The sequence below is a fragment of the uncultured Thiothrix sp. genome (assembly GCF_937873765.1).
Taxonomy (GTDB): Bacteria; Pseudomonadota; Gammaproteobacteria; order Thiotrichales; family Thiotrichaceae; genus Thiolinea.
The window spans coordinates 22,375-46,561 of sequence record NZ_CALMZC010000051.1 but is presented as its reverse complement, the minus strand read 5'-3'; the positions used below and the strand labels follow the sequence as shown (position 1 = coordinate 46,561).

Here is a 24,187-nt window from a genome sequence, read left to right as displayed (position 1 = left end):
GATAATACGTACAGTGAGAACCAGTAATGCCATCCCATCCTATTCATTTAATGTGGGTCGAGGCTTGTGAACTGCTCTCCGAGGCTGAACGTCTACAGCGGCAATTCTTTCGACCCATTAATGCCGTTCGCCAGCCGAGTTGGGAGCCACCGATTGATTTATTTGAAACACCAGAAGCCTTGTATTTGACCATCGCTTTACCGGGTGTTGATGCGCAGCGCATTGAGGTACATCTCAATGGCGGCAGCTTAGTGGTCAGTGGCTTTCGCCCCTTACCTTCTTTAGCTCAGGCCGCACAGATTCATCGATTAGAGTTGCCGTATGGGCATTTTGAACGGCGTATTACCTTACCTGCAGGACGCTATGAGTTAGTCACTCATCAACTTCAGCATGGCTGTCTGCAAATCAATTTACATAAACTAGGAGCTTAAGCCATGACTGAAGAATTAACAGCCGTACAGGCCGGCATTAAGCTGCCTGACGATTTACTAGTAATTTTACCAACTCGTAATGTGGTGTTGTTTCCCGGCGTGATTGCCCCGATCACCTTAGGGCGTGAAACCACGATTAACGCGGTGCAAGAAGCGATGCGTACTAATCGGCGTGTTGGTTTGATGCTGCAACGTAACCCCAATGATGATGAGCCTGACGCTGAAGATTTATATGAGGTCGGTACTCTCGTTAATGTATTGCGTTATGTCACCACCCAAGAAGGCACTCACCATTTAGTAGTGCAAGGTGAAGAACGTTTTAAAGTCCAGCACTATCTCCACGATGCGCCGTACTTAGCGGCAAAGGTAAGTTTAATGCCTGATCCTAAATCTGATGATCTAGAACTCGAAGCTCGTCGACGTTATTTGCAAGGTTTAGCGATTGAGGTGGCGAAGCTTTTACCGCAACTACCGAATGACGTGATTCAAACGTTGCAAAATATCAGTGATGCCGGAGCTTTAGCTGATTTGATTGCCAACTTTATGGACATGACTCCGGCTGAAAAACAGCAATTACTGGAAGTCACTGACCTGAATGAACGTTTAGAGCGGGTTTCCGAATTACTGCGTAAGCAACATGAAGTGCTAAAAATTACCCGCGAAATCGACAGCAAAGCTAAAGCTTCAATGGATGAGCGGCAGCGCGAATACATGTTGCGCGAGCAAATGAAAGCGATTCGTAAGCAATTAGGCGAGGACGACAATAACAGTGCTGAGCTTGAGGAGTTACGTAGTGCTTTAGAAGAAACAAAGCTACCCAAAGAAGTCGATGAACATGCGAAAAAGGAATTACGCCGCTTAGAGCAAATGCAAGATTCCTCTGGCGAATACTCGATGGTGCGTACCTATTTAGATTGGCTTGCAAACCTACCGTGGAGCAAAGTTGATGAGGAGAATATTGATATTGCTAAAGCCCGACAGATTTTAGATGACGAGCATTTTGGCTTAGAAAAGGTCAAACAGCGCATTCTAGAATATTTAGCAGTGCGCAAACTCAATCCGCAAGGGCGCAGCCCGATTCTGTGCTTTGTGGGACCTCCCGGCGTGGGTAAAACCTCGATGGGGCAAAGTATTGCGCACGCGATGGGCTTGAAATTTGTACGTGGTAGCCTCGGTGGTGTGCATGATGAAGCAGAAATTCGTGGACATCGGCGTACTTATTTAGGTGCTTTGCCGGGTAATATTATTCAAGGTTTACGCAAAGCAGGTACACGCAATCCGGTCTTTATGCTGGATGAGATTGATAAATTGGGGGGCGGCGGCTATCACGGCGATCCTTCAGCAGCCTTGCTGGAAGTGCTCGATCCTGAGCAAAATAGTACCTTCCGTGATAATTATCTGGCGCAACCCTTTGATTTAAGCCAAGTCGTCTTCATTGCCACTGCCAATGTGCTGGATTCGATTCCAGGACCTTTGCGTGATCGGATGGAAATTATTGAACTGCCGGGCTACACCGAAGAGGAAAAAGTCCAGATTGCTAAGCGCTATTTAGTCAAGCGTCAACTGGAAACCAATGGCTTAAAACCAGAGCAAGTGACTATCACTGAGTCTGCTTTACGCAGTGTGATCGGTGATTACACACGTGAAGCTGGAGTACGTAATTTAGATCGGAAAATTGGTGCTTTACTGCGCCGCGTGGCGATGCAAATTGCCGAAGGTGCTTCATCTCCCATTCAAATTGGTGAGTCCGAAGTACTCGACATTCTAGGAGCGAAGCGCTTTGAAAGCGAAGTTGCGATGCGTACCAGCATTCCGGGGGTAGCAACCGGTTTGGCATGGACACCTGTCGGTGGTGATATTCTGTTTATTGAAACCACCAAAATGCCCGGCCACGGTAAATTGATTATTACTGGACAACTCGGCGATGTGATGAAGGAAAGCGCTCAAGCCGCTTTGAGTTTGGTAAAGTCACGTGCACAGAGTTTAGGGATTGATCCAAAACTATTTGATGAACATGACATTCACTTACACGTGCCTGCAGGTGCTATCCCTAAAGATGGCCCCAGTGCAGGCGTGGCGATGTTCACATCTTTAGTTTCACTACTAACTGGGCGTTGTGTACGTAGTGATGTGGCGATGACCGGTGAAATTAGCCTACGGGGCTTGGTCTTACCAATCGGTGGGGTGAAGGAGAAATGCTTAGCCGCCCTACGCGCAGGCATTCATACCGTGTTGCTCCCCGCACGTAACCGTAAAGATCTTGAAGAGGTGCCGGAAAATGCTCGCAAGCAACTGCAATTTATCTTTATGGAGAAGGTTGAAGATGCGATGGCTGCAGCCTTAGATTGTGCAGCGAACGAACGTTCTATTGCAGCTTAAACACTCAGTTTCATTAGCATGGACTTTGCTCTCACTGAGATTCCCTAGCCTTCGGGCTAGGGTCTTTTGTTAAGCAAACTGAATATGGTGCACTTGTTGCTGGCCTTGTTGGCGATCCGCAAGAAATAGTTCCAAGTTTCGGTGAACTGATTGGAAGGCTAACTCACTCCACGGTATGTCAGCTTCGTTAAATAAACGCACTTCCAAACTTTCTACACCGGCGCCATACACTTCATTGGCTAATTCCGCGCAATAAATTACATGCACATGATTAGCATGCGGTACATCCACTAGGCTAAATAAACGTTGATTCGTTAATTCAACCTGCGCTTCTTCTTGAGCTTCGCGGGCAGCGGCTTGGGCTGAGGTTTCAGCATTTTCCATAAAGCCTGCGGGATACGTCCATAAGCCATAACGTGGCTCAATCGCGCGACGACAGAGTAAAACTTGCTCGCCATGCGTGACAATAACACCCGTAATAATTTTGGGATTTTGATAATGAATCGTATTACAGGCATCACAAACATGCCGCTGGCGATCTTCACCCTCAGGAATTTTTAAACTGACCCTAGCCCCACAAGTGCTACAGAATTTCATGTTTATTCCTCTAAACAAATGTAGCCAGCATTTTAACGCGTTTTCAGCTTAAGCTAACTTAATCCCTAGAAAATCCGTTATTAAAGAATCTTTACCTCGAACTATTAAATCCCCAAGAGACTCTAAGCAGTAACTTTAGTCTCGTCCACGGTGCACATTTGTTATGAAACTGCTGCCAACTAGTCTTAGCTTCACTATAGTTGTCTTATTACTGACGGCTTGTGAACGTTTGCCGATGGAAGAAGCTTTAGTACTGCATTATTTCACTAGCACGGAAGGCAGCTACACCGATATAAAATTAGAGCAAGGTCAACTCGTCTATACTTATTTTGAAGATACGGAAAACCGTTGTGCACAATGGTTTAAAAGTACCCCTTGCTGGACTCCAACAGATTTGAAAACCGTTAGCGCTCCTTTAGACGCAGAAACCGAAACTAACCTGCGTAAGCTAGTTAGTGAACAAAAATTGATGGAAACTGCAGCCACTACGCTGAAAGTTGCGCAAGGCCAAGCTAGCGCAGATCGGGCTTATAGCGAAAAATTAACGATTCGTTTAGGAGAGAATGAGCAGCAATTAGTCTATCTCAGCCGCCCTAATGCACCACCTAAGCCTGAATTTTTTCAGCAAATTGAGCAGCTACTCCAAACGGCTGCAGAGAAAATTAGGACTCCAAACCGTTAACTTAAAGCAAACTCTGGCAGAATATAACTAGCTGGCAAGCCAAAATGCGCGGGATATTCCACATAGACAAAATATAAACCGGAGGCAGCCGCAGTCATCCCTGCCAAGGTGCGATCACGTTGCTCTAATAGCTCAGCCATCCACTCAATCTTTCGCTCACCGCTACCTACTTCCAATAGTGAACCGACAATATTACGCACCATATGATGTAAAAAAGCATTGGCAACAATGTCAATATAAATGAAATCGTCTCGCCGACTGACTTGCAAGCTTCGGATTGCACGGCGCGCATGAGTGGCTTGGCAACCGGAAGCCCGAAAGCTCGAAAAATCATACTCACCGACTAAAGCTTGTGCAGCTACATGCATCAACTCGGCATCTAAAGGGTGATGATACCAAGCGACCTTATTTTTTAAGATGGCCGGCTTAGCCCAACGATTCAAAATAATATAACGATAGCGACGTGAAATGGCAGAAAAACGAGCATGGAAATCAGCCGCCACGGGTTGTACCCAACGCAAAGCAATACCATCCGGTAATTTGACATTCGAGCCAAATAACCAACCCCGCATAGGACGTTCAGCGTTGGTTTCAAAATGGATGATTTGCCCATTAGCATGCACACTGCTATCGGTACGTCCCGCACAGACGGCATCAATCTTTTCATTAGCTACTTCTGAAAGTGCGTGCTCCACCGAGGCTTGCACAGTGCTGGCATGGCTTAAGCGTTGCCAGCCGCAAAACGCGGTTCCATCATATTCTACACAAGCTGCTAATTTCATGAGTTCCAACAAACAAAAGGCCGAACAAGTCGGCCTTTATAACGATTATAGATTGAAGTCTCAACCCGTTTGATGGAGTAAGGTTTCCGCTTCACGCCGTTGATTATCATTACCTTCGACCATGACCTCCTCCAGCGTGGAGCGCGCACCCTCAATATCACCCATATCTAAATAAGCACGCGCCAGATCTAACTTCGTACTGATATGCGCTTCATGCAGATCCAATTCTTCTTCTGGCATATCGAGGAAGGATAAAGCTTCATCAATATCCCCTAACCAATCATCGTCTGGATTCGCAGGAACTGCATCCGGCGCTGTGTAGAAAGTATCCTGCGGCAGGATTTTCTTAATGCCGGTATCTTTGTCCAAATGCAGATTCAAACTAGTAACATTATCCGCTGCCTTGGTCGCAGAGGCCGCTGCCGCAACCCCAGTTGCTGCTAAAGCGGCTTTACCCGTTGCAGAAGCTGGCTCAGCATCCATCGTCAATTGATCTAGATCGAAATCAAGCAGATTACCATCATCCAACTCATCCGCAGCTGAAGCAACTTTGGGAGCATCGACCGTTTTAGTCAGCTCGTCAAAGTCCATGTCCAACATATTATCAAGATCATCCATCGCTGGCTCAGGTGCTTTAGCTGCAGTTATTGGCCGGTCTAAATCGAGTGGGGCATCAAAGCTTAAACCCTCTAAATCCAACTCATCATGCTTATTCAACGCATGGCTTGGGCTAGACTTTTGCTCATTCGCTGAATTACCGACTAAATCATCTAGGTTGAAATCAAGGTCATCATCCGCTAATAAGGCGGTCTCTGCCGCTTGGAAATCTTGACGACCCGATTTAGCAAACCCAGTATCCAAACCACTAGCTGCTACATTCGACTTAGTATTTAACTCAGTATCAAAATCATCTAGGTTGAAATCAAATTCATCATGCTTAGGATTATTGTTGAGATCGTCATCTTCTAAAGCATTCAGTGCTGCGGCTAAATCATCTTTTAAACTCACCTTATGATCATCTGGTGCATTGAAACCTAGTTCAGATTTATGCTCATCTGCTTGGACGTCACGTGTTGCTAAGCCTGCGACACCTGCTACTGCTGCCCCGATAGCTGCACCACTCGCAGCCATTTTACCCAAACCGCTAGCAGCACCATTACTATACAGTGAGTTATCAGGGCTAATCTTTGCACCCCAAGTCATCACATCTTTCCACAACTTTCCTTGGCGATCTGCATTGCGGCTATTCGCAAAAATCTGTGCTTGCTCATCAAAGGCTTCACGGTTATTAGCAGCGAAATAGTTTTCTAAGAGTTTATGGCGATACTCCAAACGATCTGGATATTTCTCCAAAGCCTTTTTCAACTCACTTTCGGCTTGTTGATGCAGACCGTAAGCGATATAGACATTAGCCTCCATCAACACTTCGTCTTCATCTTCAGACTGATCCGCTGTTTTAACCGCTGTATGACTCATCGGCTCAGCTTTACTGCCTTGATGCGTATTGCCTAAGTTGACACCAAACGGATCATCCTCCACCTCATCAAAGGTGGGACGCTTTTGTTCAGCCTTATCTAACTCTTTGCCCAAATCAGAGAAGTCGACACCGCCTGCATTATTGGTATGCACCGGTGGAATATTATCATCTAAACCAAATTGAGCTTCATTAAACTCAGGCTCACGAGGTGGAGTAGATTTACGTTTGCCCAAGAACCGTGCTAATAGAGCTAACAATAATAAGGAGAGTAAAGCACCTGCACCGATCTTCCATGCTAAGGGTGAAGTCAACATACTCATTAAATCATCACCACCTTGTGCATCTACAAAAGGTGACTGAGCAGGTTTTACCGGTTCAGTGGGTTGTGTTTGAACTTCTGCAGGCGGTGTAACCGGCGTAGGTTCAGCCGGTTGTAGTACAGCCGCTTGTGGATCAGGCTGTGCTGGATTGACCGGATTCGCTGGATTCAGTGCTGTACCTGACTGTGCAGGATTAGGCTGAGTCGGATCAGGTATAGTACCATTCGGTAAATTACTGCCATTTTGTGGATTAGAATTTAAGTCGCCATTGAGTGCTGCTGCCGCTGCCGCTGCACGTTGAGCTGGAGTCATCAGCGCATTGCCTTGACTATCAGGCATACCGGCTTGCTGCTGCTCAGGATTAGTACGCATGACTTCATTATTATTAGTGGCATTACCCAAATAATTCTGAATATCGCTGCCGTTGGTCTGAGCAGTGGGTGAATCTGGATTCGGTTGGGGCTGTGCTTGCCCATTAATTAGCGGTGTAGTCGTAGTTGGCTCTGGCTGAGCTACAACGGGTTCAGTTGGCTTAGCTTCTGCAGGTTGCGACTCAATTGGCTTAGACCCAAGATTAGCTTCAGTCGTTGGTGTTTGACCTGCGACAGGCTTGCCGCCATTCATGGATTTCTGTAGCTCAGCCAATTGCTCATCACGTAAGGTAATTAAACGATTTTTCTTACGTAACATTGCTTCTAGTTCATCAACCCGTGACTTAAGATCCGTATTTTCACGTTGTTGGCTTGATAAAGACTCACGCGCTAAGGCTAATTCTTTTTCTAGATTGGCCAAGCGCTCTTTACCCGCTCCGGCAACGACTGGCTCATTGCCACCCGCTTTCTCTTTGTTGCCTAGTACTTCTAAGCGAGCATTATCATTGGCTGGGCGACTGGCTGGACGTTCTTTAACAGGCGCTTCAGAAACACTTGCTCTTGCCACTTCATTAGCGCGGATCCTCTTCCAATCTACATAATGTTGCCGCACTTGCCGACGTGCTTCTGCACGGCTAACCGACTGAGTACTACGTAAGGCAGGTGCTTTTAAAGTCACACCGGATTTCAAACCATTGATATTACCATCGATAAAGGCTTGTGGATTAGCTCGATACAAGGCCATCATCATTTGATCGATGTTAGTACCCGGCTGACTTAATTGGCTAGCAACCTTGAAGAGCGTATCACCGGGGCGTACACGATAAGTACGGCTGCCACTTTGAGCAGGAGTTGCTGCGCGCTGCTGACTAGCTTGACGATTCGGTGCAGCACGACGCGGCTGTTGTTGCACCCGTACTTGACGCGCTGTTTGTGGAGCTACTTCTTGCACAGGTGCTTGCGCATCTGCTAGTAATTCTGATTCTGGCTGTACCGGTACAACAGGAGCGGGACGATTGACTGTACCATTTGCACGCGGCTCAGCGCGCACAGCGGCTTCATTGCCTGCCACAGTATTACCGGGTTGCATCAGCACGGGTGGATCCAGCATCACCGTATATTCTTTTAATAATTGCCCTTGCGGCCAGCTCACTTCCAAGAGAAAATTGACAAATGGCTCAGTAATCGGTCTATCCGAACTCACCAAAATCACTGGCTTGCCATTTTGCACACTAGTAGAAAAGCGTAAGCTATCTAAAAAGGCTGGGCGTTCAATACCAACACGATTGAACACGCTAGCTGGCGCTAAGCGAACCTGTAACTGCTTTGCGTCCTGCACACCCGCAGCGAGTAATTCGATCTTAGCACGCAGTGGTTGATTCAGGTTGGAGTTTGACTCGATATCGCCAAGACTCAGCGCGTTCGACGCCGCAGGATATGCACCCGCGATCATCACGGCTATACTTAGAGCCTGTTTTTTCACTGCGATTCCCCTTTACTAGTGCAACGGTTGCATCTCTGTTCATCCCCTGAGTTTGCGTCAGCCCTTAGATTTAGAATTCTGGATGAATAGTGATTTATTGGTATTGTTAGCATTCAACTATATATCAGTGCTTTACAGCAAGCAATCTTCCCAAGGTCAACAGGTACTCTCACCAATTTGATAAGAATTCTCTGCTTCGCCTTATTGTTACAGGGTCGAATTAATTTGTGCTGAATTAACCGATAAGCTTCACTTTAAACCAGTTTGCACAAGTAATTCCGCAATCTGCACACTATTGAGAGCAGCTCCGCGAACATTATCGCTCACCAACCATAGATGATGGCCATTTGGTTGTGTTAAATCAGCACGAATACGACCTACATACACAGGATCATGATTAGCAGCCTCCACCACAGGAGTCGGGTAATCACCATGTTTCGCGAACACTTCTAAGCCTTTAGCATTTTCTAATACAGACTCTAATTGAGTGAGCGGCAACTGGATTTCTGTTTCAAAATACATCTCAAGCACAGTTCCAAAAAACACCGGAGCACGAATTACTGTCGGGCTAAGGGGTAAATTAGGCTGAGCTAATACTCGACGTATTTCCTTTAACAAGCTCATCTCTTGTTGAGTATGACCTTGCTCTATTAGATCACCTACTTGTGGTAAAAGATTAAAGGCAATCTGCTTTTCAAAAACTTTTGACTCAACAGGTCGTCCACTTAACAAACTAGCAGTTTGTCCTGCTAACTCATCTACAGCTCTACGACCTGCTCCAGATACCGCCTCACAAGCAAGTATCTGAATGCGCATAAGCTTAGCGACATTCAAGATTGGCTTTAAAGCCAGCGCTAGTTGAATGGTAGAACTACCCGGACTAGCGATGATATTCTTATTTTTATAACCCGCTAGTGCTTCTGGATTGATTGCAGGGATCACCAGCGGAATTTCAACATTATTCCGATAGTGCGTAGAGTTATCGATCACAGTACAACCCGCTTGAGTAGCCAGTGGTACATATTCAGCAGCAAGTGCCGCGTCCACTGCAAAAAATGCCAAGTGCACTTTAGAAAAATCAAACTCAGCTAGCTCTTCAACATCTAGCGTTTTGCGCCCACATTCGAGTTCTTTGCCAAACGAATTTTCACTGGCTAAAGCATAGACTTGACCTACCGGAAAATTGCGTTCAGCCAATAAGGTCAGCAGGGTTTCACCCACCAGACCCGTCGCCCCCACCACAGCAACATCATAGGTTTTAGTCATTTCATCGTCCTCAAAAAAAACGCCCCCAGCTCGCCGGTTGCAAAAACGAGACTGAGGGCTTTACTACAGGGGCTTAGTATAGCGAAAAATTTACAATTTAGCTGCGTAAAGCTGAAATAACTGCATCACCCATCGCCGCAGTACCCACTTTTTCGCAGCCTTCTGTGTAAATATCGCCGGTGCGGAAGCCTTGTGCTAAGACTTGCTTCACCGCAGCCTCCACTCGTGCTGCTAAGTCTGGCTGATTCAAGCTATAACGCAACAACATCGCGACGGACAAAATCGTCGCTAAGGGGTTAGCAATACCTTTGCCTGCAATATCCGGGGCAGAACCATGAATAGGTTCATACATCCCCACACCAGCTTTATTCAAGGAGGCGGACGGCAACATACCAATCGAACCGGTCAGCATGGCTGCAGCATCGGAGAGAATATCGCCGAAAATATTGCCCGTCACCATCACGTCAAATTGCTTAGGTGCACGAACCAGTTGCATCGCCGCATTATCGACATACATATGGCTTAGCTCGACTTCTGGATAATCTTTGCCGATACGAATCATCACTTCGCGCCACAGCTCAGTCGCTTCAAGCACATTGGCCTTATCCACCGAGCACAACTTTTTGCCACGCTTCATTGCTGTATCAAAAGCCGTGCGTCCAATGCGCTCGATTTCGGATTCAGTGTAGACCATTGTATTGAAGCCGCGCCGCTCGCCATTCGGTAAAGTCTCAATACCACGTGGTTGACCAAAATAAATATCACCCGTCAACTCGCGCACAATCATAATGTCCAAATTAGCGACTAACTCGGGCTTGAGCGAAGAAGCACTGGCTAATTCTTCATACAAAATCGCAGGACGCAAATTCGCATATAAACCTAAATCAGCACGAATCGCTAATAAGCCGCGTTCAGGGCGCAAAGGACGATCTAGGGTGTCATATTTAGGGCCACCGACCGCACCGAGCAAAATCGCATCTGCTGCTTTTGCAAGCCTCTGAGTCGTTTCTGGATAAGGTTTACCTTCTGCATCATAGCCTGCTCCGCCAATATGCGCGTATTCAGCCTCCATAGGTAAGCTGCCTTCATCCGCGAACAGATTTAGCACTTTCATGGCTTCGGCAACGATTTCTGGCCCAATACCGTCACCGGGCAGAACAAGAATTTTCTTCGTCATAGTAAACCTCTAATTAAACAACCAAGGCGCGGTTTGTTTGCGCTTAGTTTCATACGCTTGAATATCACTGGCGTGTTGCAAAGTCAGGCCAATATCATCCAAGCCATTCAATAAGCAAAACTTGCGGAATGCATCAATCTCAAAAGCGAGCTTGTCACCGCTTGGCGTGATGACATTCTGTGCCGCTAAATCAATCGTCAATTGATAGCCCGGATTAGCTTCCACTTCTTTGAATAAGCGCTCCACGCTGGCAGCATCCAAATAAATCGGCAGTAAGCCACTTTTGAAGCTGTTATTAAAGAAAATATCTGCAAAACTCGGCGCAATAACCACACGAATGCCATAATCATCTAAAGCCCACACCGCATGTTCACGCGACGAGCCACAGCCAAAGTTTTCCCGCGCTATCAGGATAGAAGCTCCCCCATAACGCGGGAAATTGAGTACGAAGTCTTGATTCACGGCACGTTTACTGTGATCCATTCCGGGTTCGCCCGGCTCCGTATAACGCCAATCATCAAATAAGGTCGGGCCAAAACCCGTGCGTTTAATCGATTTCAAATATTGCTTAGGAATGATGGCATCCGTATCAACATTGGCTCGATCTAATGGCACGACTAAACCTTGATGGACAGTAAACTTTTCCATGTATCACTCCCTTACATTTTTTTCTTGGTTTCTTTGGCTTCTTTCTCAATAGCTTTACCAGCTTTTTGCACATCTTTACCAGCACCTGCAATCGTGTTGCAGCCTGATAAAGTCATGAAGAAAGGGATTAACAAAGCGATAGCGAGTAGTTTTTTCATGAGTTGTCTCCTTTATAACTGACGAACATCAACAAAATGTCCAGTGACAGCCGCAGCCGCAGCCATTGCCGGACTGACTAAATGCGTCCGACCGCCCTGCCCTTGGCGACCTTCAAAGTTACGATTAGAAGTGGAAGCGCAACGTTCGCCCGGCTCTAAACGATCTGCATTCATCGCAAGGCACATGGAACAACCCGGTTCACGCCACTCAAAACCAGCCGCCAAGAAAATTTGATCTAAACCTTCCTGCTCAGCTTGGCGTTTGACTAAACCCGAACCCGGAACGACCATAGCCAACTTGATATTAGAAGCCAGTTTACGTCCTTTGGCTACTGCTGCTGCGGCGCGTAAGTCTTCTATACGCGAATTAGTACACGAACCGATGAAAACTTTATCCACTTGCACTTGGTCAATCGGAGTATTCGCCTCCAAACCCATATACTTGAGTGCAGCACGAATACTATTCGCTTTCACCGGATCAGTCTCTTTGGCTGGGTCAGGCACAATTCCATCCACGGCTAAGACCATCTCTGGGGAAGTCCCCCAAGTGACTTGTGGTTTAATGCTAGCTGCATCCAAATTGACCTCACAATCAAACACCGCATCGGCATCGGAATGCAAATCACGCCATGCACTGACTGCCGCTTCCCACTGTTCGGGCTTAGGTGCATAAGGACGACCTTTCACGTACTCAATCGTGGTGTCATCGACTGCAATCATGCCTGCCCGCGCACCAGCCTCGATGGCCATATTGCAGACGGTCATACGCCCTTCTATGCTCAGATCACGAATCGCTTCACCAGCAAATTCAATCGCATAACCTGTACCACCGGCAGTGCCGATTTCGCCAATGATCGTAAGTACAATGTCTTTAGCCGTTACGCCAAAGCCTACTTTGCCGTTGACATTGACACGCATGTTTTTCATTTTTTTCTGAATCAAACATTGGGTGGCCATCACATGCTCAACTTCAGACGTACCAATACCATGTGCTAAAGCACCGAAAGCACCATGCGTAGAGGTATGCGAATCACCACAGACCACCGTCATGCCGGGTAAAGTCGCGCCCTGCTCTGACCCCATCACATGCACAATACCTTGACGTGGATCACCGAGATTAAATTCGGTCACGCCAAAATCACGGCAATTTTCATTCAGCGTTTCCACTTGCAGACGCGATACTGGATCAGTAATGCCCTGATCTAAATCTTTGGTAGGAATATTATGGTCAGGCACAGCAACCATCGAGGCAGTACGCCACGGCTGGCGTTTTGCTATTTTCAAGCCTTCAAAAGCTTGTGGGGAGGTGACTTCATGCACCAAATGGCGGTCGATATACAGCAAACAAGTACCGTCGGCTTCTTGCCGCACCACATGCGCATCCCAGACTTTATCATAGAGGGTTTTTCCAGCCACAGGGATCTCCTTGGAATGTTGACGCAGTGCAGAATATCATCAGCTCTTTGATAAATAAAATTCATATTTTTCATCTAATACATTCTTGATTAGAATACTTGTATGGAATTACACGCACTCATTGCTTTTGTCGAAGTCGCCCGCTATCAATCGTTTTCACTGGCGGCTGATGCCTTATTCCTTAGCCAACCAGCGATCAGCAAACGCATTAGCGCCCTTGAGGCAGAACTTGGCACAGCCCTCTTCAACCGTATTAATCGCAAAGTGACTTTAACCGAAGCAGGTCGGGCTTTATTGCCACGAGTACAAGCTTTACGTACGGAACTTGAAGACATTCGCCGTCTTGCCTCTAACCTTTCTAGTGATGTTCATGGCGTTTTAACGATGGGTACGAGCCATCATATTGGCTTACATCGCTTGCCACCCGCTTTAAGTGCATTCAACCAGCGCTATCCTGCGGTACAACTGGACTTACGCTTTGTCGCTTCGGAACAAGCCTGCCAAGCCGTCGAGCGGGGTGAATTAGAAATGGCGATTGCGACACTGCCGAATGCTTTACCTGAGCAATTACAAGCCCAAGTGATTTGGACGGATCAACTTCATATCGTCACCAGCCGACAACACATGCTAAGTCAAAGGGGTAAGGTCTCGTTAGCAGAACTTGTGCAGCACCGCTGTGTTCTGCCGAGCAAAGATACTTATACCTATCAAATTATTAGCCAAGCCTTGAGACACTTAGAAAATCAACTGAATGTTTATGTCAGCACCAATTATTTAGAAACTTTAAAAATGCTGGTAAGTGCAGGCTTTGGTTGGTCGCTGCTGCCGCATACTTTATTAAATGAGCAATTGGTGATTGTGGAAACACCGCTCCAATTGAAACGTGAATTAGGCGTAATTACCCATCGCAAGCGGACACTATCGAATGCAACACGGGGGATGTTGGGGATATTGCAGGCGTTTAGTTAAAAACTACATCATCATACAAAGCAAGCATGGGGACTATTAAACCAATACTAGCAAACTCTACTGCACTCTCCGCACCTTCAAACGTAAATAACTCCCAACGCTGATGCGCATTCAAGCGAAAAATTTCTACTAAATATTCGCTGGGGTCGATCAGCACATATTCGCGCAAACTGCTGAGCAGTCTATACACAGCAAATTTTCCACCTTTATCATAATCTTCGGTACTGGGTGACAGCACTTCAACGATCAAAAGCGGCGACTCTTTCATGGTATCGCGGATTTGATCGGCTGGATCGCAAGTCACCATGACATCGGGGTAGAAATAAGCCTTGTCTTTTGCATTAATTTTTACGCGCATATCGGAGGCATACAAACCACAGCCTTTGCCGCGTAAATGGGTTTTGAATGCATAATGCACATTGCCAGTGACTTTGACATGTGCATCGCTTGCACCTGCCATATTGGTAATCGGATTCCAATGCAGTGGGTAGACCCAACCATTGAGGTATTCGTGCTTGTCGCTGGACTGTGCTTCGGCACTTAAATAAGCTGTTTCACTGGTAAGGGCTTGGTGGGCAAGATTGGAGTACATCAAAGAACCTGCATAAAATCAGTTTGCTTTACTCAGTATACCGCAGATTCAGCTCGCAGGGGGACACCCCCTTCACCCCCAGCGCCCTGTCTGCTTCAGCCGCTGCTAGCGCTACTCCGTAACGCGCCTGCCACGGCTTACGCGGCCTTGGCGCTCTGCGGCTCCGCCGCCCTGAACTCAATGACCTAGGGCTAAACGAAAACCAAGGTCGTCGTAACGGTCGTCGGGCGCGTAGCTGCGGCGATAGGCAGAACGCACGCTCCAGCCGAAATTGCTCCACGACCCGCCGCGCCGCACACGGGCAGAACTTGCAGGCGCTCCGCGTGGGTCAATGATCGCTTGCAGTGGATACTCGGCATAACCATCTTCGCACCATTCCCAAACATTGCCGTGCATTTCATATAAGCCCCAAGGATTCGGAGCGAAACTTTTTACAGCTACTGTCTTACCACTCACATTAAAGTCATCCCACTGACCCGAATAATTCGCCTTAGTGGTATCCAAATCATTTTTTCCACCGAACCCAAAAGCACTGTTTGTTCCCGCTCGACAGGCATATTCCCATTCCGCCTCAGTAGGCAGTCGAGCCGCTATACCTGAAATTTGTTGGTTCAATTTTTGAATAAACACTTGCGCATCATTCCAACTCACCTGTTCAACAGGGTTTTGTAAGCTAGTTTTAAAATAAGCAGGATTATTACCCATCACGGCTTGCCATAAAACTTGAGTACAGGCTGTATCTGCCAACCAAAAAGATTGGCTTAAAGTCACTTGATGCAGGGTTTCACTAGCAAAACGCCCTTCCTCATCTTCCGGCGAACCCATCCAAAATGTCCCAGCTTCGATAAAGCGGAAACGCTGCACCACAACATCAGCCTTCTTCAAGAAAAGAAACCCTTTTTTCTCAAAAGGTATCGTTAAATCTGCGTAAACTCCATATTCATCTGTACCTGAAGCACTTGCCCAAGCAGGTTTTATCTTCACTCCATCCCCTGTACCAGAATTAGAGGGGCTATTAGAGGTTGGTTGTTCCTTCTCCACTATTCGACGGGAGAGGGAGCTAGAGGGTGATGGGAAACTCAGTTGGCTAGCTAAAGCCTCAATAAGCAAAACCCAATTGGTTTGCGTACAAAAATCCAAAGCCTGCAAATGCCGTAACCACAAAGGCGAACGTACTTTCTCTGCAAACACTGGAATCACTGGCAAATTAAGCTCCTGTGCCATGCTGATTTCATTGTGTACCCATTTCGAGGTGCGTACTTTCTCGGAAACAATCAGCACCACCGCATCACTAGTTTCTAATTCAAACTCTAATTTGTGATACCAAACATCGCCGGGCTTCAAACCTATTACATCGCGGAAAACCTCAAAGCCCGCCGCGAGCAATTGCTGCTGCGTTTCGGCGGCTAAGCGTTCGCCATGACTTTGATCGCGGGCATAACTGATGAAAATTTTTGGTATAAGGTTTTGTTAAGGGTAAATGCGGATACTGTATTAATAACAGAATTTATGTACAGGGCAAAGCCAGCTAAGTCGATTGACAAGCGCTCAATTATTTAGCTTAGATAGCGTTTTTATCCACAAGGAAATTTCGATGAAAAAATTAGCTGCTTGTTTTGTTTTTGTGATCAGTTGCCTATTAACAGCTTGCAATACCAATCCAACTTCGACAACTCCACAGCCAAGTACTCCAGCTCCAACCCAGCCACAGATAGTAGGTGGCTATTCCGCTGTGGATCTCAATGATGCAGAAGTGCAGAATGCCGCTCAGTTCGCTGCGCAAAGCTTAGGTGGTTTACTAGGAAAAGTCACCCAAGCTGAACAACAAGTGGTGGCAGGGATGAATTACAAACTGAGCCTTGAGCTACAAGATGGCTCTAAACATAAGGTCGTAGTCTATAAAGATTTGCAGGGTAATATGAGTTTGACGCAGAAGTAATTGTTTTCAAGCCATCCCCTCCAATGGAGGGGTAGACTTTTAGCGAATTAAGCCTTCAACCAAGGCACATACATCACTGAATCGCCTTTCACCAAGACTTTACCCTCCTGATCCGTGACTGTGGTATCAAAGCTCACAATACCCTTGCCTTCACGAATGCTGGTCACTTCCACCGTTGCAGTCACTTCTTGGCCTAAATAAACCGGCGCTTTAAAGCTCAAGTTTTGTGCCATATAAATCGAACCGGGGCCGGGCAACTCTTCACCCAGAATCCCAGTGAATAAGCTGCCAACCAACATCCCGTGTGCAATCTGCGCTTTGAATTGCGTACCCGCTGCAAACTCAGCGTCTAAATGCACCGGGTTATGGTCGCCAGTTAAATCTGCGAACTGGTGCACATCCGCATCGGTGAAGGTATGTTTGCGTGCCGCTTTATCGCCAACTTGAAAGGTTTTATGCATCTTAATCTCCTAAAATGCGTCTTCTGCTAAACCCATGATCGTTTCACTACCTGCCAGCATCGCCGCTAAGTGAGCTTGAGTACGTGGCAATAAATGCTCGGCATAGAATTGGGCAGTGATCAGCTTGTTTTTCAAGAACTGTGCATCACCTTCACCGGCTGCTAATTGAGCTTGAGCAACTGCTGCTTCTTTCGCCATTAACCAGCCACCACTTAAATAACCAAATAGCATTAAGAAGTTCACACTGGCACTACCAGCTAAATTTACATCAGTCGATGCTGATTTTAACAGCCACTCACGCGCCATTACGCCCCGCTCAATCGCAGACTCTAAACCTTCGACAATACTCGCTGGCAAATTATTGTCAGCGCGCAAGGCTTCAGCCGTTACCTGCATTTCTGCTAGATACAAAGCTAAGGCAGCCCCTTGATCGCTTAGAGTTTTGCGGCCAATAAAGTCGAGGGCTTGAATGCCCGTCGTCCCTTCATAAATGGTCAGAATCCGTGCATCACGATAATGTTGCGCTGCGCCTGTTTCTTCAATGAAGCCCATACCGCCATGAATCTGAATATTCAGATAAGTCATTTCTTGGGATAACTCAGTGAGCCAGCCCTTCACGATGGGAGTAAGTAATTCAACCCGACCTGCATGTTGCGCTTTAGCATCTACATCAGCCGCATGCTTAGCACGATCTACTTCAGCAGCAGCGACTAAGGCTAAAGCGCGCATCGCCTCATTGCTAGCACGCATCACCATCAACATGCGGCGTACATCTGGATGCTCAATGATCGGAATCCGTGAGCCATCACGACGAGTACCTTGCAAGCGCTCCCGTGCAAATACGCGAGCTTGTTGATACGCTCGCTCAGAAATCGACAACCCCTGCAAACCGACCGCTTGGCGGGCATGGTTCATCATCGTGAACATATAGGATAAGCCTTTGTTTGGCTCACCGATGATATAGCCAATCGCGTCTTTAAACTCCATCACACAGGTTGGGCTAGCGTGGATACCCAGCTTATGTTCGACCGATAAACAGTGAGCCGCATTGCGTTCAGCCGGGTTACCCTCAGCATCCAACAAAAACTTCGGTACGACAAATAAGGAGATACCTTTCACCCCAGCAGGCGCATCTGGTAAACGTGCTAGCACCAAATGAATGATATTCTCAGTCATTTGATGATCACCCCAAGTGATGAAAATCTTCTGACCTGTCACCAGATAATGATCACCATTCGGCACTGCGCGCGTTTTCACGGCGGCTAAATCAGAACCTGCATCCGGCTCGGTTAGATTCATTGTGCCCGTCCATTCACCACTCGCCATTTTAGGCAAATAGGTAGACTGCAATTCATGGCTCGCGTGGTGACCAATACTTTCCATCGCCCCCATGCTGAGCATCGGGCAAAGGGCAAAGGAGATATTTGCGGATTGCCAAATCTCATTCACCGCCGTATTCAACACATTCGGCAAACCTTGCCCGCCAAACTCGGGTTCTGCGCCTAAGGATAACCAACCGGCTTCTGCAAATTGCTGATAAGCTTCTTTGAAACCCGGTGCTTCTTGCCCCCCATACGCACCCAGACTTATACCCGCCTGATCGCCACTCCAATTTAAGGGAGCTAGCACTTCACTGCCCATTTTGCCTGCTTCCTCAAGCACCGCGACCGCTAAATCCATATTGGCTTCGTCTAGCCCCGCATCCGCACAGAGTTCATCAAATTTCACTACATGGCGCAGGACAAAATCAGCATCCTGATAGGGATGGGTATAACTCATTTCAAACTCCTTAGGATTTCACATCTTACTAGGCTTAGAGTCGGCAGTTTTTTGCAATAAATACTCGCCATACTGCTCTCTAAGCTTATTTTTCATTAATTTACCGGTTCCATTCAGCGGCAATGCTTCCACGAAAATGACATCATCGGGAATTTGCCACTTCGCTATTTTTCCATCGAAGAAGGCGAGCACTTCTGCCGTGGACACTTCATGACCTTCACGGCGTACCGCAATTAATAAGGGGCGCTCATCCCATTTTTCATGTTTGGTGGCAATTGCTGCTGCGCCAATTAAATCAGGATGCGCCAGAGCAATATTTTCTAGCTCCACCGTGCTGATCCATTCACCACCCGACTTGATAATATCTTTCGAGCGATCACGAATATTCATATAGCCATCGGCATCAAGGGTAGCAACATCCCCGGTTGAGAACCACCCATCGTCTAAAGCGTTATGCTCGACATGGAAGTAAGTATCCACCACCCAATGCCCACGACACTGCAAATTACCTTGGGTTTTGCCATCGTGTTCGAGCACCTCGCCTTCATCGTCCACTAGGCGTAACTCCATCCCAAACACAGGACGGCCTTGACTCAAGCGCAGTTGATGTTGTTCTTCAACAGTGAGGCTTTCATGCTTATGCAGGAGCGCATTCACTGTCCCAACCGGACTTAGCTCAGTCATCCCCCAAGCATGAATGGTCTCCACCCCATACTCACGGAATTTAGCCATCATTGAGGGTGGGCAAGCCGCACCGCCCACTACCGTGCGCTTCAAGCTGGGTACTTGTGAACCCGACTTTTCAATCGCGCCTAACAAGCCTTGCCAAATGGTGGGAACACCTAAAGCCACTGTCACCTGCTCTTCATCAATGAGTTTTAGTAAGCTTGCACCATCTAAACCAGACCCCGGCATAATCAAACTCGCACCTGTTAGTGCGGCGGCATAGGGAATGCCCCAAGCATTCACATGAAACATCGGCACAACAGGCATCACACAATCGCGCGCAGAGATATTTAAACTATCTGGCAAACTCACTGCGAGTGAATGCAAGACAGTGGAGCGATGCGAATACAAAACGCCTTTAGGGTCACCGGTCGTACCTGAGGTATAACATAAGCTAGAGGCAGCATTTTCATCCAACTCCGGCCACTGATAACTGCTGTCTCCTGCGGCAATCAGTTCCTCATAAAACAAGACCTTGGGCAGTTGCGCTTTCACTTCCTCATCTGCTACATCCAACAATACATAGGCTTTGATACTTGGTAATTGCTCACGTAAACCCGCAACCAAAGGCAAGAAGGTTTTATCGAAAAACAGTACCTGATCTTGAGCATGGTTAATAATGTATTGCAGTTGCGCAGGAAACAGACGCGGATTGATGGTATGGCAAACCCGCCCGCTGCTGGAAACTCCAAAATAAATTTCTAAGTGGCGATGATTGTTCCAAGCCAAAGTGGCGCAACATTCGCCGACTTGGATCCCCATTTTTTCTAATTGGCTGGCTAACTGACGGGCACGTTTTCCAACGCTTGCCCATTGTGTTCTTGTCTTTCCGCCGCGGGTATTGACGGAAATAATTTCGGTCGCCCCATGATAACGCTCTGCATGTTCTAATAAAGAACCGATGAGCAAGGGTCTTTGCATCATTTGGCCTAACATAAGTGTCTCCTCCAAGCTAAATTGGGCTTTTGGGCGCAAGGATAATGCGCTCGCTATCTAAGCTTTTTCACTCCTCCGCTGTCTCACATTCAATTTTTGCTATTGATACCCCACCGCTAGGCCAAGGCGAGTAGGACTTTGCTAGCTTCAAGTGGCAGGAACGACTGCCACTTTGCTTTGGTTAAACCCGACTACATATTCGGATAGTTCGGGCCACCACCACCCTCGGGAGTTACCCAAGTGATATTCTGTGCTGGGTCTTTAATATCACAGGTTTTGCAGTGTACGCAGTTCTGTGCATTGATTTGGAAGCGAGCACTCGCACCTTCACCTAGCACTTCATACACACCGGCAGGGCAATAACGCTGTGCCGGTTCATCGTATAAAGACAGGTTTTTGCTAATCGGAATCGAGGGATCTGTTAAGCGCAAATGGCAAGGTTGATCTTCATCATGATTGGTATTCGATAAAAACACCGAACTCAATTTATCGAAGCTCAACTTGCCATCTGGTTTAGGATAATCAATCCGCGAGAATTCACTGGCTGGGCGCATTTGTGCATAATCAGGATGATCATCGCGCAGAGTCACTGGCAACTTACCACCAAAAATATTCTGGTCGATAAAGTTGAAAGCACCACCCAGCAAAGAACCAAACTTATGCAAAGCAGGACCAAAATTGCGACTCGCTTTTAACTCTTCATACACCCAAGAGTTTTGGAAGCGCTCGTCATAACCAGTTAAGTCTTTGCCACCCGTATCACCCGTTTGAAGCGCCGCAAAAATCTCTTCAGCCGCTAACATGCCGCTTTTCATCGCGGTATGTGTGCCTTTGATTTTTGCAAAATTCAGCGTGCCCGCATTACAACCGACCAATAAACCACCGGGGAAATGCATTTTGGGTAAAGCATTAAAACCGCCTTTGGCAATCGCCCGTGCTCCATAAGCCACCCGTTTGCCACCTTCGAGATATTTAGCAACCAACGGATGATGCTTCATGCGCTGGAACTCATCGAAAGGACTCACATAAGGATTGCTATAGTTCAGGTCGACAATCAGTCCCACTACGGCTTGATTATTTTCACTGTGATAGAGGAAGAAACCACCACTGGTACCACCACTTAAAGGCCAACCCGAACCATGAATGACTAAACCCTCTTCATGCTTACTCGGATCAATATCCCAAAGCTCTTTAATGCCAATGCCATAATGCTGGGCATCGGAGTCAGCATCCAGTTGGAATTGGCTATACAACTGCTTGCCTAAGTGACCACGGCAACCTTCGGCAAAGATCGTGTATTTCGCACGCAGCTCCATACCGGGTGTGAAGCTGTCTTTAGCCTCACCATCGACCCCGACCCCCATATCACCAGTGATAATACCCGCTACACTGCCATCTTCATTGAATAGCAGTTGGCTGGCAGTAAACCCGGGGAATACCTCAACACCCAAACCTTCCGCTTGCTCAGCTAACCAGCGGCAAACATTGCCAAGGCTCACTACATAATTGCCTTCGTTGTGCATAGTGGCTGGAATGAAAGCATTCGGGATTTTAACGGAAGCCGTTTCACTTCTGAGTAAATACAATTCATCACGTTTAACGGGTACATTTAAGGGAGCACCCAGCTCTTTCCAATTCGGAAAGAGCTCTTCAATCGCACGGCTTTCGATGACCGCACCCGAAAGAATATGGGCGCCCACTTCTGAGCCTTTTTCCACTAAACAGACCGTTAGCTCTTGGTTATTTTCCTTGGCTAACTGCATTAAGCGACACGCTGAAGCTAAGCCTGCAGGCCCCGCTCCTACGATCACGACATCAAACTCCATTGAGTCGCGTTCAATCTCGGTAGTATCCATCTGTGCCTACCTAAGCTTAAAGTTTGCCAGTCATTTCTGGCACAGCCGCAAATAAATCAGCGACTAACCCATAATCTGCCACTTGGAAAATCGGTGCTTCAGGATCTTTATTGATCGCCACGATCACTTTCGAATCCTTCATACCCGCTAAGTGCTGAATCGCTCCAGAGATCCCAACCGCGATATACACCTCAGGTGCTACCACCTTACCGGTTTGCCCCACTTGCATATCATTCGGGACAAAACCTGCGTCTACTGCAGCCCGGCTTGCGCCCACCGCTGCACCTAATTTATCCGCTAAGGCATAGATAATTTTAAAATTATCTGCAGAACCAACGCCACGACCACCAGAGACAACAATCTTCGCTGAGGTCAATTCAGGGCGATCCGATTTCGCCACTTCCTCACCGATGAACTTAGTTTTATCTGCCGTAAAAACGTCGTTCACAGCTTCAATCGCAGCACTACCGCCAGTTGTGGCGGCTGCATCAAAGGCGGTGATCCGCACGGACATCACTTTAATCTTGTCGCTACTTTGCACTGTGGCAATCGCATTACCTGCGTAAATAGGGCGCTTGAAAGTATCTGGGCTAACCACAGCCATAATATCGGTGAGTTGATTGACATCGAGCAGAGCTGCTACCCGTGGCATTAAGTTCTTTCCTGCTGGGGTGGCAGGGGCTAATAGATGCGTATAAGCGGGGGCTAGGCTAGCCACCAATTGCGCGGTATTTTCGGCTAACTGATGCGCATAAGCGGCATTATCAGCCACCCGTACTTTAGACACGCCAGCAACCGCAGCCACGGCTTGTGCTACCGCTTGGCAATTGCTACCAACGACTAGGACATCAATATCACCGCCGATTTTGCTCGCAGCAGTGATGGCATTGAGAGTAGACGCTTTTAAATTTTGGTTGTCGTGTTCGGCAATAACTAAATTACTCATGCTGTCGCTCCTCTCCATTAAATGACTTTAGCTTTGTTTTTCAGTGCATCGATTAACGCATCAACACTGTCGACCTTAATCCCTGCACTACGCTCGGCTGGCGCATCTACGCGAACTAAAGTGATAGTATTAGCCACATTCACACCCATTTCAGATGGGCTAGTCACCGCTAAAGGCTTTTTCTTCGCTTTCATAATGTCAGGAAGTTTGACATAGCGTGGTTCATTTAAACGTAAGTCAGCCGTTACTACTGCAGGCAGGGTTAATTGCAAAGTTTGCAAACCACCATCAATTTCACGCGTGACCGTAGCCGTATCACCATCGACAACTACCTTAGAGGCAAAAGTCGCTTGTGGATAAGCACAGAGGGCAGCCAGCATTTGACCGGTTTGGTTATTGTCGGAATCAATCGCTTGTTTACCTAAGAGTACTAAACCGGGTTGCTCAGCTTGCACCACTTTAGCCAACAGCTTAGCAATACTGAGCGAATTGAGATCAGTATCGCCAGCATCAATGAAAATCCCACGATCAGCACCCATCGCGAGGGCTGTACGGATTTGATCTTGTGCCGCTTTAGGCCCTATAGAGACCACAACAATTTCGGTAGCCTTACCTGCTTCACGCAAACGCAATGCTTCTTCCACAGCGATTTCGCAAAACGGGTTGAGCGACATTTTTACATTCGTCAGATCAACATTACTGTTGTCTGCTTTCACGCGTACTTTGACGCTGTAATCAATGACGCGTTTGACTGCTACCAATATCTTCATCTTAGCTAACCTTTAAATTTAATTGA

Annotated in this window: 21 protein-coding genes; 5 read left to right on the top strand and 16 right to left on the bottom strand. The window is 47.2% G+C overall.

Annotated features, from left to right (window positions below; translation table 11 throughout):
* The first annotated feature begins 26 nt into the window (after positions 1-26).
* The gene (locus tag Q0307_RS14855; RefSeq protein WP_298661598.1) at positions 27-431 is read left to right on the top strand and encodes an Hsp20/alpha crystallin family protein; all 405 of its coding nucleotides are present in this window, start codon (positions 27-29) and stop codon (positions 429-431) included.
* A 3-nt stretch (positions 432-434) separates the two neighbouring features.
* On the top strand, positions 435-2,810 hold the full coding sequence (lon, locus tag Q0307_RS14850) for an endopeptidase La (RefSeq protein ID WP_298661597.1): 2,376 nt from the start codon (positions 435-437) through the stop codon (positions 2,808-2,810).
* 69 nt (positions 2,811-2,879) lie between these two features.
* Here the strand turns inward: lon and Q0307_RS14845 are convergent, their stop codons facing one another.
* Positions 2,880-3,407, bottom strand: coding sequence for an NUDIX hydrolase (locus tag Q0307_RS14845; protein WP_298661596.1), 528 nt, complete (start codon positions 3,405-3,407; stop codon positions 2,880-2,882).
* A 163-nt stretch (positions 3,408-3,570) separates the two neighbouring features.
* Between Q0307_RS14845 and Q0307_RS14840 the strand changes: the two genes are divergently transcribed.
* Positions 3,571-4,089 (top strand): hypothetical protein, encoded by a 519-nt coding sequence (locus Q0307_RS14840; RefSeq protein ID WP_298661595.1) that lies wholly within the window; start codon positions 3,571-3,573, stop codon positions 4,087-4,089.
* Here Q0307_RS14840 and truA read toward each other — a convergent pair.
* The 7 genes from truA to leuC all read right to left on the bottom strand — a co-directional run bounded on the left by truA (position 4,086) and on the right by leuC (position 13,187).
* On the bottom strand, positions 4,086-4,871 hold the full coding sequence (gene truA / locus Q0307_RS14835; protein WP_298661594.1) for a tRNA pseudouridine(38-40) synthase TruA: 786 nt from the start codon (positions 4,869-4,871) through the stop codon (positions 4,086-4,088). The two genes, Q0307_RS14840 and truA, sit on opposite strands and share 4 nt — an antisense overlap.
* A 60-nt stretch (positions 4,872-4,931) precedes the next feature.
* Positions 4,932-8,522 carry a FimV/HubP family polar landmark protein gene (locus Q0307_RS14830; protein ID WP_298661593.1) on the bottom strand — a complete coding sequence of 1,197 codons (3,591 nt, stop codon included), beginning with the start codon at positions 8,520-8,522 and terminating at the stop codon, positions 4,932-4,934.
* 249 nt (positions 8,523-8,771) lie between these two features.
* Entirely contained in the window at positions 8,772-9,788 is a 1,017-nt protein-coding gene (locus tag Q0307_RS14825) for an aspartate-semialdehyde dehydrogenase (protein ID WP_298661592.1), read from the bottom strand.
* A gap of 97 nt (positions 9,789-9,885) precedes the next feature.
* Entirely contained in the window at positions 9,886-10,965 is a 1,080-nt protein-coding gene (gene leuB / locus Q0307_RS14820; RefSeq protein WP_298661591.1) for a 3-isopropylmalate dehydrogenase, read from the bottom strand.
* 9 nt (positions 10,966-10,974) lie between these two features.
* Positions 10,975-11,613, bottom strand: coding sequence for a 3-isopropylmalate dehydratase small subunit (gene leuD, locus Q0307_RS14815; protein ID WP_298661590.1), 639 nt, complete (start codon positions 11,611-11,613; stop codon positions 10,975-10,977).
* A gap of 11 nt (positions 11,614-11,624) precedes the next feature.
* Positions 11,625-11,771 carry an entericidin A/B family lipoprotein gene (locus Q0307_RS14810; protein ID WP_298661589.1) on the bottom strand — a complete coding sequence of 49 codons (147 nt, stop codon included), beginning with the start codon at positions 11,769-11,771 and terminating at the stop codon, positions 11,625-11,627.
* Between the two features lie 12 nt (positions 11,772-11,783).
* Positions 11,784-13,187, bottom strand: a complete 1,404-nt coding sequence (gene leuC / locus Q0307_RS14805) for a 3-isopropylmalate dehydratase large subunit (protein WP_298661588.1) — start codon at positions 13,185-13,187, stop codon at positions 11,784-11,786.
* Between the two features lie 102 nt (positions 13,188-13,289).
* On the opposite strand from leuC, the gene Q0307_RS14800 reads away from it, so the two are divergent.
* A complete protein-coding gene (locus tag Q0307_RS14800; RefSeq protein ID WP_298661587.1) occupies positions 13,290-14,156 on the top strand; it encodes a LysR family transcriptional regulator in 867 nt (288 codons plus the stop codon).
* On the opposite strand, the gene Q0307_RS14795 is transcribed toward Q0307_RS14800, so the two are convergent.
* Complete coding sequence (locus Q0307_RS14795) at positions 14,149-14,748, bottom strand: Uma2 family endonuclease (protein ID WP_298661586.1); 600 nt, start codon at positions 14,746-14,748, stop codon at positions 14,149-14,151. The two genes, Q0307_RS14800 and Q0307_RS14795, sit on opposite strands and share 8 nt — an antisense overlap.
* A 177-nt stretch (positions 14,749-14,925) precedes the next feature.
* Positions 14,926-16,194 (bottom strand): SUMF1/EgtB/PvdO family nonheme iron enzyme, encoded by a 1,269-nt coding sequence (locus tag Q0307_RS14790; RefSeq protein ID WP_298661636.1) that lies wholly within the window; start codon positions 16,192-16,194, stop codon positions 14,926-14,928.
* 148 nt (positions 16,195-16,342) lie between these two features.
* On the opposite strand from Q0307_RS14790, the gene Q0307_RS14785 reads away from it, so the two are divergent.
* Positions 16,343-16,687, top strand: a complete 345-nt coding sequence (locus Q0307_RS14785; RefSeq protein ID WP_298661585.1) for a cystatin domain-containing protein — start codon at positions 16,343-16,345, stop codon at positions 16,685-16,687.
* Between the two features lie 47 nt (positions 16,688-16,734).
* Here Q0307_RS14785 and Q0307_RS14780 read toward each other — a convergent pair whose 3' ends face one another.
* The 6 genes from Q0307_RS14780 to Q0307_RS14755 form a co-directional block, all read right to left on the bottom strand.
* Entirely contained in the window at positions 16,735-17,148 is a 414-nt protein-coding gene (locus Q0307_RS14780; RefSeq protein ID WP_298661583.1) for a MaoC family dehydratase, read from the bottom strand.
* A gap of 9 nt (positions 17,149-17,157) precedes the next feature.
* A complete protein-coding gene (locus Q0307_RS14775; protein WP_298661582.1) occupies positions 17,158-18,927 on the bottom strand; it encodes an acyl-CoA dehydrogenase in 1,770 nt (589 codons plus the stop codon).
* Between the two features lie 18 nt (positions 18,928-18,945).
* Positions 18,946-20,589 carry a long-chain-fatty-acid--CoA ligase gene (locus Q0307_RS14770; RefSeq protein ID WP_298661581.1) on the bottom strand — a complete coding sequence of 548 codons (1,644 nt, stop codon included), beginning with the start codon at positions 20,587-20,589 and terminating at the stop codon, positions 18,946-18,948.
* Between the two features lie 191 nt (positions 20,590-20,780).
* A complete protein-coding gene (locus tag Q0307_RS14765) occupies positions 20,781-22,445 on the bottom strand; it encodes an electron transfer flavoprotein-ubiquinone oxidoreductase (protein WP_298661580.1) in 1,665 nt (554 codons plus the stop codon).
* A 16-nt stretch (positions 22,446-22,461) separates the two neighbouring features.
* Positions 22,462-23,391, bottom strand: a complete 930-nt coding sequence (locus Q0307_RS14760) for an FAD-binding protein (protein WP_298661579.1) — start codon at positions 23,389-23,391, stop codon at positions 22,462-22,464.
* A 17-nt stretch (positions 23,392-23,408) separates the two neighbouring features.
* Entirely contained in the window at positions 23,409-24,161 is a 753-nt protein-coding gene (locus tag Q0307_RS14755; RefSeq protein WP_298661578.1) for an electron transfer flavoprotein subunit beta/FixA family protein, read from the bottom strand.
* Positions 24,162-24,187: the final 26 nt, after the last annotated feature.